The sequence below is a fragment of the Prosthecomicrobium pneumaticum genome, assembly GCF_014199915.1.
Classification (GTDB): Bacteria; Pseudomonadota; Alphaproteobacteria; order Rhizobiales; family Kaistiaceae; genus Prosthecomicrobium; species Prosthecomicrobium pneumaticum.
The window spans coordinates 69,726-87,183 of sequence record NZ_JACHOO010000012.1 but is presented as its reverse complement, the minus strand read 5'-3'; the positions used below and the strand labels follow the sequence as shown (position 1 = coordinate 87,183).

The 17,458-nt window shown below is 71.3% G+C and carries 12 protein-coding genes; 4 read left to right on the top strand and 8 right to left on the bottom strand.

Annotated features, from left to right (window positions below):
• Positions 1–34 precede the first annotated feature (34 nt).
• The 3 genes from GGQ63_RS20540 (at position 35) to GGQ63_RS20530 (ending at position 3,099) form a co-directional block, all read left to right on the top strand.
• On the top strand, positions 35–1,510 hold the full coding sequence (locus GGQ63_RS20540; RefSeq protein WP_183858492.1) for a YcjX family GTP-binding protein: 1,476 nt from the start codon (positions 35–37) through the stop codon (positions 1,508–1,510).
• The gene (locus GGQ63_RS20535) at positions 1,507–2,538 is read left to right on the top strand and encodes a YcjF family protein (RefSeq protein ID WP_183858491.1); all 1,032 of its coding nucleotides are present in this window, start codon (positions 1,507–1,509) and stop codon (positions 2,536–2,538) included. Before GGQ63_RS20540 ends, GGQ63_RS20535 begins: the two co-directional genes overlap by 4 nt.
• Before the next feature lie 69 nt (positions 2,539–2,607).
• Entirely contained in the window at positions 2,608–3,099 is a 492-nt protein-coding gene (locus GGQ63_RS20530; RefSeq protein WP_183858490.1) for a hypothetical protein, read from the top strand.
• On the opposite strand, the gene GGQ63_RS20525 is transcribed toward GGQ63_RS20530, so the two are convergent.
• From GGQ63_RS20525 to GGQ63_RS20515, 3 genes are all read right to left on the bottom strand, one after another.
• Positions 3,092–3,622: a cupin domain-containing protein gene (locus GGQ63_RS20525; protein WP_183858489.1), complete on the bottom strand. Its 531-nt coding sequence runs from the start codon at positions 3,620–3,622 to the stop codon at positions 3,092–3,094. The two genes, GGQ63_RS20530 and GGQ63_RS20525, sit on opposite strands and share 8 nt — an antisense overlap.
• An 80-nt stretch (positions 3,623–3,702) precedes the next feature.
• Complete coding sequence (locus tag GGQ63_RS20520) at positions 3,703–4,731, bottom strand: NAD(P)/FAD-dependent oxidoreductase (protein ID WP_183858488.1); 1,029 nt, start codon at positions 4,729–4,731, stop codon at positions 3,703–3,705.
• Positions 4,732–4,863: 132 nt separating this feature from the next.
• Positions 4,864–5,184, bottom strand: coding sequence for a 2Fe-2S iron-sulfur cluster-binding protein (locus GGQ63_RS20515; protein WP_183858487.1), 321 nt, complete (start codon positions 5,182–5,184; stop codon positions 4,864–4,866).
• Positions 5,185–5,743: 559 nt separating this feature from the next.
• On the opposite strand from GGQ63_RS20515, the gene GGQ63_RS20510 reads away from it, so the two are divergent.
• Positions 5,744–12,361: an apolipoprotein A-IV repeat region-like domain-containing protein gene (locus tag GGQ63_RS20510; protein WP_183858486.1), complete on the top strand. Its 6,618-nt coding sequence runs from the start codon at positions 5,744–5,746 to the stop codon at positions 12,359–12,361.
• Positions 12,362–12,682: 321 nt separating this feature from the next.
• Here the strand turns inward: GGQ63_RS20510 and GGQ63_RS20505 are convergent, their stop codons facing one another.
• From GGQ63_RS20505 to GGQ63_RS20485, 5 genes are all read right to left on the bottom strand, one after another.
• Positions 12,683–13,435: a carbonic anhydrase gene (locus tag GGQ63_RS20505; RefSeq protein WP_183858507.1), complete on the bottom strand. Its 753-nt coding sequence runs from the start codon at positions 13,433–13,435 to the stop codon at positions 12,683–12,685.
• 204 nt (positions 13,436–13,639) lie between these two features.
• Positions 13,640–14,251 (bottom strand): ABC-type transport auxiliary lipoprotein family protein, encoded by a 612-nt coding sequence (locus GGQ63_RS20500; RefSeq protein WP_183858485.1) that lies wholly within the window; start codon positions 14,249–14,251, stop codon positions 13,640–13,642.
• 35 nt (positions 14,252–14,286) lie between these two features.
• Entirely contained in the window at positions 14,287–15,432 is a 1,146-nt protein-coding gene (locus GGQ63_RS20495) for an MlaD family protein (protein WP_183858484.1), read from the bottom strand.
• A 6-nt stretch (positions 15,433–15,438) separates the two neighbouring features.
• Positions 15,439–16,215 (bottom strand): ABC transporter ATP-binding protein, encoded by a 777-nt coding sequence (locus GGQ63_RS20490; protein WP_183858483.1) that lies wholly within the window; start codon positions 16,213–16,215, stop codon positions 15,439–15,441.
• Positions 16,215–17,291, bottom strand: a complete 1,077-nt coding sequence (locus tag GGQ63_RS20485) for an ABC transporter permease (protein ID WP_343061235.1) — start codon at positions 17,289–17,291, stop codon at positions 16,215–16,217. The genes GGQ63_RS20490 and GGQ63_RS20485 overlap by 1 nt, the downstream gene beginning before the upstream one ends.
• Positions 17,292–17,458 lie beyond the last annotated feature (167 nt).

The following is a 17,458-nucleotide window of genomic DNA, read 5'->3' as shown; positions in this document are numbered from 1 at the left end:
TTCCTACATCGAAGGCCGCCGCCGGAGGACAGGATTGAAGCTCACCGCGCTGACCGACGAGGCCCGCCTCGCCCTCGCCACCCTCGCCGACCGGGCCTCGGACCTCGTCGCGCCGACGCTCAGGCTCGGCGTCACCGGGCTAGCCCGGGCCGGCAAGACGGTGTTCATCACCGCGCTCGTCCATAATCTCGTCCATGGCGGCCGGCTGCCGCTCCTGCGGCCGCTCGCGGAAGGCCGGCTCGCGGGCGCCGCGCTCGAGCCGCAGCCGGACGACGCGGTGCCGCGCTTCGACTACGAGGACCATGTCCGGGCGCTGGTCGGCGACCGGATCTGGCCGGATTCGACCCGCCAGATCAGCGAGCTGCGGCTCGCCATCGCCTATGAATCGGCGACCTTTCTCGGCCGCCGGCTCGGCCGCGGCACGCTCAATCTCGACATCGTCGACTATCCCGGCGAATGGCTGCTCGACCTGCCTCTCCTCTCGAAGGACTTTGCGAACTGGTCGGCCGAAGCGATTCAGATGACTCGCAAACCGAGCCGCGGACCGCTCGCCGCGAAATGGCTCGCGCGGCTCGCGACCGTCGATCCGGCCGCCCCGGCCGAGGAGAGCGTCGCGCGCGAGCTCGCCGCCCTCTTCACGGACTATCTGAAGGCCTGCCGCGCCGACGACACCGCGCTGTCGACCCTGCCGCCCGGCCGCTTCCTGATGCCGGGCGATCTCGCCGGCTCGCCGGCGCTCACCTTCTCGCCGCTCGCCTTCGAGGGCACCCCGCCGCCCGGCTCGCTCGCCCGCATGATGGCGCGCCGCTTCGAGGCCTATAAGGCGGTGGTGGTGAAGCCGTTCTTCCGCGACCATTTCGCCCGGCTCGACCGGCAGATCGTGCTGATCGACGCGCTCCATGCGCTGAATGCCGGGCCGGAGGCGGTCGCCGATCTCGCCGAGGCGCTGTCGGGTATTCTCGGCTCGTTCCGGCCGGGGCGGAACAGCTGGCTGTCGGCGGTGCTGTCGCGCCGCATCGACCGGGTGCTGATCGCCGCCACCAAGGCGGACCACCTCCACCATACCGACCACGACCGGCTCGAGGCGCTGCTCGGCCGGCTGCTCGCCCCCTCGCTCGAACGGGCGCGGGCGGCGGGCGCGCTCGTCGAGATCGCGGCGCTCGCCTCGGTCCGGGCGACCCGCGAGGGCGTCGTCGTCGAGCGCGGTGAGCGGCTGCCCTCGATCATCGGCACGCCGATGAAGGGCGAGCGCGTCGACGGCCAGAGCTTCGATGGAAACACGGAAATCGCGTTGTTTCCCGGGGACTTGCCGGACGACCCGGACTCATTTTGGCAGGCCCTTGAATCAGAGTCTCAAGACGGCGCGGCGGCGCGGCCCGATCCGGCGCTGCGCTTCGTCCGTTTCCGGCCGCCGCGGCTCGAGCGCACGGCCGAAGGCGCGACGCTGTCGCTGCCGCACATCCGGCTCGACCGGGCGCTCCAGTTCCTGATCGGGGACCGCCTCGCATGACCGAAACGCCGCGCCGCCCGACCGCCTTCCGGCTCGACGAGGTCGAGCTCGTCACCGACCCCGATGCGGCGCCGCGCCGGCCGGCGGGACGGCCGGTCGTGCTCGCCGAGCCGCCCTCCGCGGAAGCGCTCCCCGCGCCGGTCCGGCCGCGCCGCCCGTTCCGGTTCGCAGGCCTGCTCGGCGCAGCGGCGAGCGGGCTCGTCGCGCTCGGCCTCGGCCTCGCCATCGACACTCTGGTGCGCGACCTGTTCGCCCGCACGGAATGGCTCGGCTGGCTCGGCCTCGCCTTCACCGCGCTGTTCGTCTTCGCACTGCTGGCGATCCTCGTGCGCGAGCTCGCCGGCCTGTTGCGCCTGTCGCGGATCGGCGATCTGCGCGACGCGGCGGAGGCCGCCGCCGCCACCGACGACCGGAGCGCGGCACGCACCGTGCTGAAATCGCTCGTGCCGCTCTATGCCGACCGGCCGGAGACGGCGCGGGCGCGCAAGGCGCTCGCCGGCCACATGGACGAGATCATCGACGGCCGGGACCTGATCGGCCTCGGCGAGCGCGAGCTGCTCGCCCCGCTCGACGCGGCGGCGCGGGCGATGGTGCTGTCCGCCGCCAAGCGGGTGACGCTCGTCACCGCGATCTCGCCGCGCGCCGTCGTCGACCTGATGTTCGTGCTCGTCACCATTCTCGGCCTCGTGCGCCGGCTCGGCCGGCTCTATGGCGGCCGGCCCGGCACGCTCGGCTTCCTCAGGCTCGCCCGTGCCGTGCTCGGCCATCTCGCGGTGACCGGCGGCATGGCGGCCGGCGATTCGATCGTCCAGCAGATCGTCGGCCACGGCGTCGCGGCGCGGCTGTCGGCCCGGCTCGGCGAAGGCGTCGTCAACGGTATCCTGACCGCGCGGGTCGGCATCGCCGCGATCGAGGTCTGCCGGCCGCTGCCCTTCATCGCCGGCCGGCCGCCGGCACTCTCCGACGTGATGGCGGAACTGATGAAGCTCGGCGCCCGCCGGCCGGACGGGCCGCCGCCGGAGGCGTGACGCCGTTCACCGCGCGGTCATCGCTTCCGGGCTAGAACGGGGCATCCCGCTCGCCCCCTCGAGGCCGCCATGACCCGCCGGCTCCTTGCCGCTTTTGCCGCCTTCGCGCTCCCCGCATCCGCGGCCCTCGCCGGCGACGGCTTCGAGGGAAGCTGGACCATCGCGGCCGCCGAGGCGGCGCCATGGGCGGCGGAGACCGGCCCCTCGCCCTTCGACGCGGCGCTCCTCGGCCGCACGGTCGCCATCGCGGCGGACGGGGTGCGCGGGCCGGAGCTCTTCGGATGCGGCGGCGCGCCCGCCCGGCAGGGCCTCGGCGGGGCGGAGAGCCTCTTCGACGGGGCGCTCGACGATCCGGGCCGGCAGGCGCTGGCGCTCGGCGTCGCCCCGGGCTCGATCGTGCCGGCGCTCGCCACCGGCTGTGCCGCGGAGATCGTGCTCTACCGCATCGGCCCCGACCGGGCGGTGTTCGCCTTCGCCGGCCGCATCTACACGCTCGCCCGCGCCGCGGCCGAGGACCCGGTGGTCGCCGCCGCCGGCGAGACCGGCGCGCCGCTCAACTAGGCCCGGTGCCGGCAGCGCGCTGCCAGAGCGCGACGAGCGGCTCGGAGACGCCGGTGAGCGGATCGGTGTTCGGCAGCGACAGCGCGCCGATGCGGGCGAGGATCGCGGCGCGGTCCCCTTCCCCGGCGCGCAAGAGGTCGACCGGCTGTCCGGCCGGATAGGCGCCGACGACCAGCAGATCGTCGCTCGCCGCGAGCCGCTTGTGACCGACGCCCGCCGGGATGACGACCGCGTCGCCGGCCTTCACGCTCACCGTCTCGCCGGTCTCGCCGCCGAACCGCACGGTGGCGCGGCCGCGGGCGATGCCGAGCACCTCGTGCGCGGTCGAGTGATAATGGTGGAAGGCATAGATGCCGTTCCGCCAGCCGGCACCCCAGCCCGCCCGCTTGAAGCGGGTCTCGAAGGCGGTGGCGAGATCCTCCTCGGCGGCCGGGTCGATCGCGCCGCGATAGAGGAGGAGCGGCAGGGCCGGATTGTTCGGCACGCCCTCATCCTCGTCGAAGGCCCAGCTCGCGATCTCCATCGGCTCCTCCCGGGGCTGCTCGAAGCCCGGGAACGGCGGAGCCGGGCCGCCGGTTCCGCCCCGTCCGATCGGGTAAGGACTCAGGCGACGCCGAGCTTCTTCTGCAGGCTGGTCGAGGAGGTGGTGTACTGGAAGAGGATCTTCTTGTTCGGATAGACGATCCGCGACACGACCTGCGCCATCAGCGCCGCCTCGTGGAAGCCGGACAGGATCAGCTTCAGCTTGCCCGGATACCAGTTGATGTCGCCGATCGAGAAGATGCCCGGCTCGGAGGTCTCGAATTTCTCGGTATCGACCGGGATCAGGTTCTCGTGCAGATTGAGGCCCCAGTCGGCGATCGGGCCGAGCTTCATCGTCAGACCGAAGAAGGGCAGGATGCGGGTCGCCGGAATGCGGTGCTCGCGGTCCTCATTGTCGGTGACGATCGCCGCGCCGACCTGGCCGTCCGCGCCTTCGAGGCCGGTGACCTGGCCGAACAACAGGTCCATCGCCCCCTCGGCGACGAGCGCGCGCATCTTGTTGACGGTGTCGGGCGCGGCGCGGAAGGCGTCGCGGCGGTGGAGCAGCGTCAGGCGCTTGGCGAGCGGCTGCAGGTTGAGCGTCCAGTCGAGCGCGGAATCGCCGCCGCCGACGATCAGCACCTCCTCGCCGCGGAAGGCTTCCATCTTGCGGACCGAGTAGAAGACCGACTTGCCCTCATAGGCCTCGATGCCGGGAACGGGCGGCCGCTTCGGCTGGAACGAGCCGCCGCCGGCCGCGATGATCACCGCCTTGGCGATGAAGTGCGTCTCGGCGTCGGTCTCGACGTCGAACCGGCCGTCCGGCCGGCGGGTGAGCGCCGTCACCATCTGGCCGAAATGGAAGGTCGGCTCGAAGGGCCTGATCTGGGCGAGGAGGTTCTCGGTGAGGCCCTGGCCGGTGATGATCGGGAAGCCCGGAATGTCGTAGATCGGCTTCTCGGGATAGAGCTCGGCGCACTGCCCACCCGGCTTGTCGAGGATGTCGACGAGATGGCAACGGACGTCGAGCAGGCCGAGCTCGAACACCGCGAAAAGCCCGACCGGGCCCGCGCCGACGATGACGGCATCGGCTTCGATGACTTCGCTCATGGACGGAAACGGGCTCCAGGAAACCATGGACAAGAGGGCGGCGCGGTGACGGGCCGTGCTTTAGCGGCTGCGCGCCGGCTTGCAAAGCAAGAACGATGCGCTGCAAGCCCCTCCGCTAGAAAGCGTTTCTCTTCAGCCCTGCCGCTCGGGGATCCGCACGACGAGACCGTCGAGCGCGGCGCTGACGCGGATCTGGCAGGACAGGCGCGAATTCGGCCTGAGGTCGAAGGCGAAGTCGAGCATGTCCTCCTCCATCGGCTCGGGCTCGCCGGTCGCCGCCCGCCAGGCCTCGTCGACATAGACGTGGCAGGTCGCGCAGGCGCAGGCGCCGCCGCATTCCGCCTCGATGCCGGGCACCGAATTGCGGATCGCGTTCTCCATCACCGTCGTACCTTCGCGCGCCTCCACGACATAGGGGGTACCGTCGAAGGCGATATAGGTGATCTTCGGCATCGGATTCTCGGACCGGAAAGGCGCGCGAAGCGCGGGGACACGATCGTTCCCTCTAACGATTTCCGGCCCGAAAGCCAAGCGAACGGCCATGCCGGCGGTCGGCGGAGCGGCTGCGGCACGTCGTCCGCGAGGCCCGTGTGCGGCAAGTCGTCCGCCGCGGTCCGGCAAGGTGAGCGCGGCGAATACTTCGAGGCCCGCCGAGCCGGTCGGCGCCGGGCGGCCCCGGTCGGGAAGGAGCCGGCGGGGGCCGTCCGGGCGGGGTGCGGACGGGCCGCCCGGGCGTCGCCCCCCGTTGCGCCGCTTGTTGAAAGATCGGCGCCAACCGGCGGACTTTCTTGTCGCTCGGGCGACAATGTGCGATTACCATTGGATTGGAGCGGGGGCGTTTGAGCCGGGGCCGTCGCTCTCGGCGGCGATCGGCACGGTCGGATCGACGGATCGAAACCGGAAGGCGCTCGCCGGAGCGCCGGGTTCCGAAGCATTCTCGTGCATCCGCAAGACCTCGCACCGGTCTGCGGGGCGGCCGAAGAAGTATCGAGTACGGACGCGAGGCGTGGACATGGCGAATACTCCGAAGTCCAAGGATGCGGCCGATGCCGCCCTTTCCGCGGTGGAAGAGGCGCTGCGGATCGACCTCGCTTCCGACGGCAAGAAGGCCGCGGCGGGAGGCACGCCGCGCCGGATCGAAACGCCACCGCCGCGCCCCGTCGACCAGGGCCGCGAGGCGACCCGCAAGATGGACGCGCCACGCCGGCTCGAAGCGCCGCGCACCAAGCCGGCCGAGCCGGCCGCCGCCGCCCCGCCGCAGCGCAAGCCCGACCCCGAGCCGCAGCCGCAGGCCGCCACGACCGCGCCACCGAAGCCGCGCGCCGCCGCCCGCGGCCGCGCCCCGGCGAACGACGACCGGCGCTTCGGCACCCTGCCGCCGGCGCGGCGCCCGTCGCGCTTCCCCTATTTCCTCGCGCTCGTGCTCTCCGCCGCCTGGGCGGGCGTGATCGCGCTCTACATGAACGCCACCGGACTGGGCGGCGGCGGCGAGACGACGACGACGCAGTTCTTCAACCTCGCGCTCGCCTTCGTGGTGCCGGTCGGCATCGCCTTCGCGGTCGCCGCCATGCTGGCGCGTGCCCATGACATCCGCGTGGCGGCCCGCTCGATCAGCGAGGTCGCGGCGCGGCTCTCCGAGCCCGAGAACGCCGCCGCCGAATCGGTGATCAGCGTCAGCCAGGCGATCCGCCGCGAGGTCGCGGCGATGGGCGACGGCATCGAGCGGGCGCTCGCCCGCGCGAGCGAGCTCGAGCTCCTCGTCCACAACGAGGTCGCCGCGCTCGAGCGCTCCTATGCCGACAACGAGACGCGCATGCGCGGCCTGATCGACGATCTCGCCAACCAGCGCGAGGCGATCGTGATCAATTCCGACCGCGTCCGCTCCTCGATCATCTCGGCGCAGGAATCGCTCTCGAAGGACCTCAACGACGCGAGCGAGCAGATCGCGGAGAACGTGATCAATTCGGGCAACCGGATCACCTCGGCGCTCGCCGACCGCGGCGAGCAGATCACCATCGCGCTCGGCACGGCCGGCGAATCGATGATCAACAAGCTGTCGATCCGCGGCGAGGACCTGATCACCCGCCTGTCCTCGACGGTGTCGGACGTCACCACCTCGCTGTCGCAGACCGGCTACGACATCACCGAGGTGCTGCTCAGCCGCTCCGGCGAGATCAACGAGACGCTCGCCACCACCGGCCGGACCATGGCCGAGACCGTCGCGCTGCGCGGCCAGGAGGTGAACGACACCCTCGCCCGCGTCACCGAGGAGCTGACGCTCGGCCTCGACCGCCGCACCGAGGACATCACCCGCTCGATCTCGATCACCGGCAACCAGGTCGCGGAGACCATCTCGCTGCACGCCCGCGAGGTGAACGCGGCGCTGAAGTCGAACTCCGACAGCCTGATCGTCGACCTCGCGCTGCGCGGCCAGGAGATCAACGAGAAGCTCGACGAGACGGGCCTGCGCATCGCCGACACGATCACCTCGCGCGGCGGCGCGCTCGCCGACCGGCTGTCGGCGACCGGCGACCGCATCTACGAGGCGATCTCGGGCGACGGCGAAGCGCTGACGGCGAAGCTGAGCGAGACCGGCTCGGAGATCGCCGAGCTGATCGCGAGCCGCACCGGCGCGCTGCGCGAGGCGGTCGACAACGCCACCATGGCGGTCAACGAGACCTTCGACGCCCGCGCCTCGGAGCTGACCGAGCGGCTCGCCACCGTCGGCGGCGAGGTCGCGAAGGCGATCGCCGTGCGCGGCCTGAAGATCAACGACACGATCGTCGCTTCGGGCAATGAGCTCGCCGACACGATCGCCTCGCGCGCCACGCTGGCGCACGAGCGGATCGTCGAGGCGGCGGACCGCATCACCAACGAGATCGAAGGCCGCACCGGCAGCCTGCAGGAACTGCTCGCCGGCTCGACCCGGGCGCTCGCCGAGACGATCGAGCGGGGCGGCAGCGAAGTGCACAGCCGCATCGTCACCTCCGGCGGGGAGCTCGCCGAGGCGATCGAGAGCCGCGCCACGACGCTCTACGACCGGATCGTCGCCTCGGGCACGGACCTCGCCGACGCGATCGAGAACCGGGCGGACGCGGCGCATCAGCGCCTGCTCACCTCCGGCAACGAGCTCGCCGAGGCGATCGCCAGCCGCACCGAGGCGCTGCACGACCGTATCCTCACCTCGGGCAGCGCACTGACCGAGGCCTTCGAGAGCCGCGCCGGTGCCCTGCACGAGCGGATCCTGACTTCGGGCGGCGAACTCGCCGAGGCGATCGAGAGCCGCGCCGAGGCGGTGCACCAGCGCATCATCGGCTCCGGCACCGAACTCGCCGACGCGATCGAGAGCCGGGCGGAGGCGCTCAACCAGCGCATTCTCGGCTCCGGCAGCGAGATCGTCGAGACGATCGAGAACCGCGCCGAGGCGCTGCACCAGCGCATCATCGGCTCCGGCACCGAACTCGCCGACGCGATCGAGAGCCGGGCGGAGGCGCTGCACCAGCGCATCGTCGGCTCCGGTAACGAGATCGTCGACACGATCGAGAGCCGCGCCGAGGCCCTCAACCAGCGCATTCTCGGCTCGGGCACCGAGATCGTCGACACGATCGAGGGGCGGGCCGAGGCGCTCAACCAGCGCATCATCGGCTCGGGCACCGAACTCGCCGAGGCGATCGAGAGCCGCGCCGAGGCGCTCAACCAGCGCATTCTGGCCTCGGGCGGCGAACTCGCCGACACGATCGAGAGCCGCGCCGACCTCGTCCACCAGCGCATTCTCGCTTCCGGCACCGATCTCAGCGAGGCGATCGAGAACCGGGCGGATGCGCTCAACCAGCGCATCCTCGGCTCGGGCAGCGAACTCGCCGACACGATCGAGAGCCGCGCCGAGACCGTCCACCGCCGCATCGTCGAATCGGGCACCCGGCTCGCCGAGACGATCGAGAACCGGGCCGATGCGCTGCACCAGCGGATCCTGCGCGGCGGCACGGATGTCGCCGACGGCATCGAGAACCGGGCGACGGCGATCTACGACCGCATCGTCGCCTCCGGCACCGACCTCGCCGACGCGATCGAGAACCGCGGCGCCTTCGTCAACGACCGGCTGCTGCAGACCTATTCGCAGCTCGGCGAACTGATCGGATCGCGCAGCGAGGAGGTCGTCCAGGGCCTCGACGAGCGCTATGCGGCGCTGCGCGACGTCATCGAGGTGCGCGGCCCCGAACTGGTCGACCGCTTCGCGGAACGGGCCGAGGTCATGGACGCGACGCTCGCCGACCGGCTGCAGGCCTTCGGCGACACGATCGAGGCGAAGATCGGTCAGGTCTCGGAGACGCTCGAGACCAACACGCTGCGCATCGACGAGGCGCTCGACGCCCGCTCCCGCCAGATCAACCAGAGCCTGATCGAGCGGACGCGGCAGATCGCCGAGGCCTTCGCGACCGGCCAGACCGAGATCACGGGAATCGTCGACGGCCGGCTCGCCGACGTCACCACCCGGCTCGGCGACCGCACGCAGCGGCTCTCCGACATGCTGTCGGAGCGGATCGTCACCATCAACGAGACGCTCGGCGAACGGGCGATCGAGGCGGCGCAGAGCTTCGACGCGCGGGCGCAGCAGATGGACCAGATCCTCTCCGCCCGGCTCGGCGACATCACCGCGACGCTCGGCCGCGAATCGGTCCGCGCCGCGGAGAAGATCGTCGGCTCGGTCTCGGAAGCGACCGACAAGATGGTCGCCGCCTCCGACGCGACGAGCGACACGATGCGCCGCTCCGCCGACGAGGCGACCGCGGTGCTCAACCACATCACCGGCACGACGGCGGAGACGCTGCGCGAATCCGCCGCCGGGCTCGCCGCGACGCTGCGCCAGTCGGCCGGCGAGACCGAAGAGGTCATCGCCCGCGTCGCCGATACCGCCTCGTCCCGCCTGCTCGGCACGGCGAACGAGACGCGCGAGCTGCTGTCCTCGGTCGCCGAGGTCACCGCCGGCCGCCTGGTCAGCTCGGCCTCCGAGGCGCAGGCCGTGCTCGCCGCGGTCATCGAGGCGACGGCCGGCAAGCTCGTCACCTCGGCCGACGAGGCGCGGGCCGTGCTCGACCAGGTGGCGGACTCGACCGCGCAGCGGCTGTCGATCTCGGCCGACGAGGCGCGCGCCCTGCTCGCCGAAGTCGCCGAGGCGACCGCGCAGCGACTCGCCGGGTCGGCGGGCGATGCGCGCACCCTGCTCGAGGACGTCGCCGACGCGACCGCCGCGAAGCTCGCGGCTTCGGCCGGCGACGCCCGCACGCTGCTCGAGCAGGTCGCCGATGCGACAGCGCTGAAGCTGACGGCTTCGGCCGGCGATGCGCAGGCGGTGCTGTCCGACCTCGCCGAAACGACGGCGATCCGGCTCGCGGTCTCGGCCGGCGAGGCGCGCACCGTGCTCGCCGACGCGGTCGATTCCACCTCGGCGCAGATTCTCGCCTCGATCTCCGAGGTGCGGCACGCCCTCTCCGACGTCAGCGAGAACACCGCCACGCGGATCGTCTCTTCCGCCGGCGAGGCGCGCAACGTGCTCGCCGGGGCGGCGGAAGAGACGACCGCCCGCCTCTCCGCGTCCGTCGACGAGGTCGGCGAGGCGCTGCGGCGCCTGGCGGCCGAAGTCGACGAGACGCTCGGCAGCCGTGCCCTCACCGCCGCCGAGGCGCTCGAGGCGCGGACGCTGGCGCTCAACACCGTGCTCGGCGAGCGTTCGGCCGAACTGTCGAGCCTCATCGACGGCGAGGGGAACCGGCTCGTCACCACGCTCGACGCCCGCGGCAGCGAGCTGGCGGCCCGGATCGTCTCGGCCGGCGACGGCGTCGTCGAACTGCTGTCGAACAAGGGGGGCGACATCGTCTCGATGGTGGTCTCCCGCACCGACGAGGCGGCGCGCGCGCTGATCGAGAGCGGCGAAGCGGTCTCGCGCAGCTTCGCGGTCACCAATGAGCGGCTGCGCACCGATGTTTCGGGGATCGTCGAGCGGCTCGCCCAGTCGAACGACATGCTGCACGACCTGCTCGGCAGGACGTCGCAGAACCTCGCCGAGATCGAGCAGAACCTCGCGGCCCGCTCCGGCGAGTTCGCGCAGACGATCGAGGGAGCGGTCGGCGGCACCCAGTCGGCGGCGGCCCTGCTCGCCGAGCAGGTCGGGGCGCTCCGCGCGGTGTCGGGCGATGTGACGGCCAATGCCGGCGCGATCGCCGAGCGGATCGAGGCGCAGGGGCGTGCCCTCGACAGCGCCATCCAGGCGCTCGGCCGCACCAATGCGACGGTCGAGACGACGGTGGACGAGCGCCGCGCGGCGCTCGAGCAGCTCGCCGCTTCGCTCGCCGAGCGCTCGGGCGCGTTCGAGCGCACGATGAAGTCGTTCACCGACCTGATCGCCGGCACGCTCAAGTCGGCCGAGGAGCGCGCCGCCGAGATCGCCCGCACGCTCGCCCAGTCGAGCGCCGCGGCGGCGAAGGGCGTGATCTCCCACATCGAGGGCCTGCACGCGGCCGCCACCACCGAGAGCGGCAAGGCGGCGGAGACGGTGAGGAACGCCAACAAGACGCTGGTCGAGGAGATGACCGCCGCGATCAGCGGCGCGACCGGCCGTTTCGCCGAGGCGACGGCGCAGATGCGCACCGCCGCCGGCGAGATGCAGCGCGATCTCGACGCGATGCGCGCCGAGATCAAGCGCGGCGTGCTCGAACTGCCGAGCGAGACGCGCGAGACCACCGAGGCGATGCGGCGCGTCGTCACCGACCAGCTGAAGGCGCTCTCCGAACTGTCGGAGATCATCAACAAGCACGGTCGCGCGCTCGACGTGTCGAGCCCGGAGACGCCGCGCGCGCCGGAAGCGAGCGCACCGCGGCCGCAGCCCTCGGCCGCGGCACGTCCGGCCCCCGCTCCGGCGCCGACGCCGGCGCCGGCCGCTGCGGCCCCGGCGCCCGTGCCGGCCCGTCCGACGGGGAACGACAAGGCGAAGGCGAAGGCGACGGCTTCGACGCCCGCTGCGACGACGGCCGCGCCGGCCCCGGCTCCGAAGGCTCCGGCGCCCGCCGCTGCGGCGCCCGTCCAGTCCGCGCCGGCGAAATCGGCGCCGGCCCCGGCGCCCGCCCCGGCGGCGAGCGCCAAGCCCGCCGCCGCTCCGGCGCCTGCCGCTGCGAAGGCCGCGGCGGTCGCCGCGCCGGCGCAGGGCGAGCCCGGCTGGGTGTCCGATCTGCTCCGCCGCGCCTCGCGCGACGAGGAGAAGGGCTCCGGCGCGCCGGCCGCCCGCCCCGCCGGATCCGGCAACGAGCTCGGTTCGCTCTCGACGGAGATCGCCCGCGCGATCGACGCCGCAGCGGCGGTCGAGATCTGGGATCGCTGGCGGCGCGGCGACCGGCAGGCCTTCACCCGCCGGCTCTACACGCTCCAGGGGCAGCAGACCTTCGACGAGGTGCGCAAGAAGTATCAGCGCGAGCCGGAGTTCCGCACCGCCGTCGATCGCTACGTCGCGGATTTCGAACGGCTCCTCAAGGAGATCGGCCGCACCAATGCCGATCCGAGCACGGCGAACGCCTATCTGATCTCCGACACCGGCCGGGTCTACACGATGCTCGCCCATGCGAGCGGCCGCTTCGACTGAGGCGGCCCGCCGGTAACGACGAAGGGCGCGGCGTGTGAACGCCGCGCCCTTTTTTGTTTCCGGCAGGGTCCACCCTCCCCTCGACACGCGCCTTCGAGGCCGCGCCGGAGCACGCCAGCGCGGTCATCGCGGCCGCCGACACGCTCGAGGGAAGCGATCGCGCTCGCGGCCGGCCGGCGCGCGATGGCGTGCGCCGCACCGGGGCCGCCGTTCCGGCTCGTTTCGGTCGCGCGGCAATAAAAAAGGGGCGCGGCGTTCACGCGCCGCGCCCCCTTTTCGTTTGTGGGGCGGTCTGCCCTCCCCCCACCCGGCCTCCGCGGGCTATTTCGAGCCGAGCACGAAACGCCGGTTGATCGCGAGCGCGGGCCGGGCGTTCATCGAATAGATCGCCGTGAACTTGTCGATGTCGGCCTGCGCGACCTCGATCGGCTCCTGCGCCACCATCCAGTCGACGATCTCGCTGCAGGGCGGCGTGGTGAGCGAGCCCTCATAGGCCCAGTAGCCGCGCGAGGCCGGCAGGAGCCCGGTCGGATCGACCGCGGCGACGGGCGCGGTCTGCTTGGCCTTCGCCGGGAAGGCGGCGGCGAGCGCGGCGAAGTCGGCATTCGAAGCGCCGGCCTTCAGGAACACGCCGAGCACGCCGAGGCCGCCCGTCGCGGCGTTCTTGTGGACGAAATGCACTTCCATCGGGAAGTGATGGCCGTCGAGGAGATGCTCGCTCGGCGCATGGAAATGGTACTGGACGAGATCGTAGCGGCGGTCGCCGCGGGTGAGCGCTCCCCCGGGGGCGGCGTTCACCTGGATCGTGTGGCCGTTGTTCACCATCTCGCCGCCCGGCTTCCAGGCGATGCCGAGATCGGGAAGCTCCGCTTTGACGACGCCGGTGATGTCGATCGGCGATTGCTGCGAGCCGGCCGAGCAGGCGCCGTATTCGGCTTCGAGCGCGCCCCATTTGTCGGGACCCGCCTCGCCCTCATAGGACCAGTGCGCGCCTTCGGCCGCATGGCCGATGCCGGTGCAGAGCGGGCAGGCGGCGATGAGCGCCAAGCCTCTCAGGAAGCTCCGTCTTTCCATGGTCATTCCCCCCTTCGTCGCGTCGGGATCGACGCACACGCCATCGTGGCAAGAAGGGGGAGCGTGCTGTCAAGAGCTTGCGCGAGGCTGTCGTGCCCGCCCGGCGGAAGCTCGATCGGGGATGCGCGAGGGCGCCGGGAAGGGCCGGGTCGCGGCGAAGGGCGAAGCCCGCCGCGGAGCCGCGGCGGCACGTCCGGCCGCCCGTCAGACGCGGGCGCTGACCCAGCCGACGAGTTCGACGAGCACCTCTTCGAGCGCCGCGTTGAGGCCGGCGACGGCGGCGGGGGCGCTGTCCTGCGCCACCGGAACGGTGGCGTCGAAGGTCTTCTGGCCGACGATCTTGCCGGTGCGGTCGTTCATGACACGGACCGACAACTCGATCTGCGCGGCGCGACCCTGCGGCGTGACGGCGAACTCGAACTTCCGGATCTCGAGCAGGATCTGATAGTCGATCGACAGACCGTCTCCCGGACGGCCGATCGCCTTGGTGCGGCCGGTCTTCTCGAAGGCCTCGATGGTGCGGGCCTGGACGACGCGCGGCAGCGTGTCGGGCCACTGCGCGGAGGGGTAATACGAGACCTTCTGCCCGTCCGAAACGACGATCCGCTGGCTGTCGAGGATCTTCAGTGCCGCCGGATCGGGCACCAGGAGCTGCGCCGAGCTCGACCGCTTCAGCTGCGGCGTCACCGCCGGGGCAGCGAGATCATAGGTCTCCGGCGGCGCGCCGGCGAACAGCGACGAGACGCAGCCCGACAGCGCCGCCGTGGCCACGAGCATTCCGGCCAAGCCGATGCGGCCCCACATTCGCTTGGTCACGGACGCCTCCTACGCATCGCCGAACACCGATCGCCTCAACGGCGATTGTACTCGCGATATTGCGGATTGCCAAAGATGATGCCCTGCGGATTGCTCTCGATCGAGCGGACCGCCCGGTCGAAGCCACTCGCCGAGCGGCTGAGTTGGGCGAGAAGGGTCTGCAGGTCGGCGAGCCCCTTGCCGGTGAAGCCGGCGAGATTGTCGACGATCTCCTGCGCGCGGCCCTCGAAGATCTCGGCCGTGTGGCGGACCGAACGGGCCGCCGCGGCGGCCTCCTGGAAGAAATTCTTGCCGTCCTCGGAGCCGAGGAAATCGTCCGCCTTGCCGAGCAGTCCGTCGAGCCGCGTGGTCGCGGCATTGACCTTCTGGGCGATGTCGCGGGCATTGGCGACGATGTCGTCGATGTCGCCCTTCTTCTCGGTCAGATTGGCCATGAAGGTGTTGGCATTGCCGATCGTCGAGCGGGCATCGGCGACGGCATCGCGCACGGTCGCCGGATCGACCGCGTCGAGAATGGCGTTCGCCCGGTCGACGGCGCCGGAGAGCCGGCCGGACATCGCACCGACCTCCTTCGAGAGATTGCCGATATTGTCCATCAGCGTCGAGACGCCGTCGGCATTCTCGGCGAGCGCGCCGGTGAAGGTGCGCACGTTCTCGAGCGATTGCTGGACGGTGGGCGCTGCGGTGTCGAGCAGGCTGTCGACGCGGCCGACCGCATCGTCGACCTTCTTCACCACCTCCTGCGCCTGCTGGATCAGGTCCTGCAGGCCCGAGCCGTCGGCGACGATGGTCGGCGTCTCGGGCGAGGCGAGCAGGTTCGGCTCGTCGGCCGAGCCGCCGCGGAACTCGATATAGGCGAGGCCGGTCAGACCCTGCGCGCCGAGCGTCGCCTGGGTATCCTCCTTGACCGGCGCGTCGGGGACGACGCTCGCGATCGCCTCGACCTCGGCGGGATTGTCGGGATTGACCCGGAGCCGCGACACCTCGCCGATCCGGATGCCGTTGAAAAGGACCTGGCCGCCGACCGCGAGACCGGTGACGGAGCCGGGGATGAGGACGCGGATCTCGCGGCGCGCGCCGCTCTCGTCATAGCGGGCGAGCCAGTAGACGAAGCCGAAGCACATCGCGACCACGGCGAGCGTGAACAGCCCGATGGTCGCATAATTGGCGCGGGTTTCCATCGACGCTCAGGCTCCCAGCCGTCTGGCCCGCGTGCCGCGGAAATATTGCTGCACCCAGGGATGGTTGAAGGCCATCATGTCTCCCATCGTGCCCTCGATCAACACGCGCCGGTCGCCGAGGACGGCGATCCGGTCGCAGGCCGTGTAAAGGCTGTCGAGGTCGTGGGTTACCATGAACACGGTGAGGCCCAAAGTGTCGCGCAGCGTCTCGATCAGCGCGTCGAAATCGGCCGCGCCGATCGGATCGAGGCCCGAGGTCGGCTCGTCGAGGAAGACGATGTCGGGATCGAGCGCGAGCGCCCGCGCGAGGCCGGCGCGCTTGATCATGCCGCCGGAGAGCTCCGAGGGCATCTTGTCGGCGGCATCGGGCGCGAGGCCGACCAGCTCGATCTTCAGCCGGGCGAGCTCGTCCATCAGCCGCGGCGACAGGCGCAGATGCTCGCGCATCGGCACCTGGACGTTCTGCAGCACGGTGAGCGAGGAGAACAGCGCGCCGTGCTGGAAGAGCACGCCGAGCCGCCGGTCGACCGCCGAGCGCGCCGCCGGCGCGGCGTCGCTATAGGGCACGCCGAGCACCTCCACCTCCCCGGCCCGCATCGGCTGCAGGCCGAGAATGGTGCGCAGGAGCACCGACTTGCCGGTGCCGGATGCGCCGACCACGCCGAGGATCTCGCCGCGATAGACGTCGATGTCGAGATTGTCGAGGATCAGCCGGTCCCCGAAGCCGACCGTGATGCCACGGCCGCGGATGACCTCCTCGGGATTTTTGCCGGCGCCCCGCATCAGTAACGCACCGCGGCGAAATACATGGCGAAGATGCCGTCGACGACGATCACCATGAAGATCGACTTCACCACCGAGGAGGTGGTGTGCGTGCCGAGCGATTCGGCGCTGCCGGCGACGCGCAGGCCCTCCGCGGCGGCGACGATGCCGATGATCAGCGCCATGAAGGGCGCCTTGATCAGGCCGACGAACAGCGTGTTGAGCGCCACCGCGTCGCGCAGCCGCGTGATGAAGGTGTCGGGCGGCAGGCCGAGATAGGCCCAGCTCATCATTCCGCCGCCGGCGAGCGCGCAGACATCGGCGATGAAGGTGAGGAGCGGCAGGACGAGGATGAGCGCGATCAGCCGCGGCAGGATCAGCACATGGAGCGGATCGAGCCCGATGACGGAGAGCGCGTCGATCTCCTCGCGCATTTTCATCGAGCCGATCTCGGCCGTGAAGGCGCTGCCCGACCGGCCGGCGACCATGATCGCGGTCAGGAGCACGCCGAGCTCGCGCAGGACGAGGATGCCGACGAGATCGACGACGAAGATGTCGGCGCCGAAATAGGCGAGCTGATAGGCGCTCTGCTGCGCGATGATGGCGCCGATCAGGAAGGACATCAGCGCGATGATCGGCACCGCGCGGAGCCCGGTCTGCTCCATATGGAAGATGATCGAGGTGAAGCGCATCCGGCGCGGATGGCGCAGGCCGATCGAGAGACCGCGCACCACGCCGCCGAGAATGCCGAGGCCGGACTTCAGGTCCTCCCAGGATCGCACCATGGTGCGGCCGACCGCCTCGAGCAGCTCCTGCACGACGCCGATCGTCTCGGGAGGCGGCGGAACGTCGCGCTCGGCGGGTGCGAGCGCCTCGAGCAGGCGGCGGGCGTTCTCGGAGGCGGAAACGAGCGAAACGGAAACGCCGCGGGCCGACAGCTCGCGCTCCAGCCGGGTGATCAGCCAGGCACCGGCGGTGTCGATCTGGACGATCGAGCCGAGATCGATCTCGACCGTGCCGCGCAGCGTGTTCACCGCCTCGTCGATCGAGGGTTCGAGCCGGTCGGCCGTCGCGATGGTCCAGACTCCGCCCGCCACCAGCCGCGCAACGCCGCCAGTGCTCGAACGACTGAGCTGACCCCCCGTCTCGGTTACCGACACACGCGCGCTCTGACTCCCCCGACCGTCGCCCGGCCTTGCGGCCTTGAGAGGCGCGATGCGGGCCTCTACCTTCACAAGGTCGACCCAACGCATGACATGCCGGC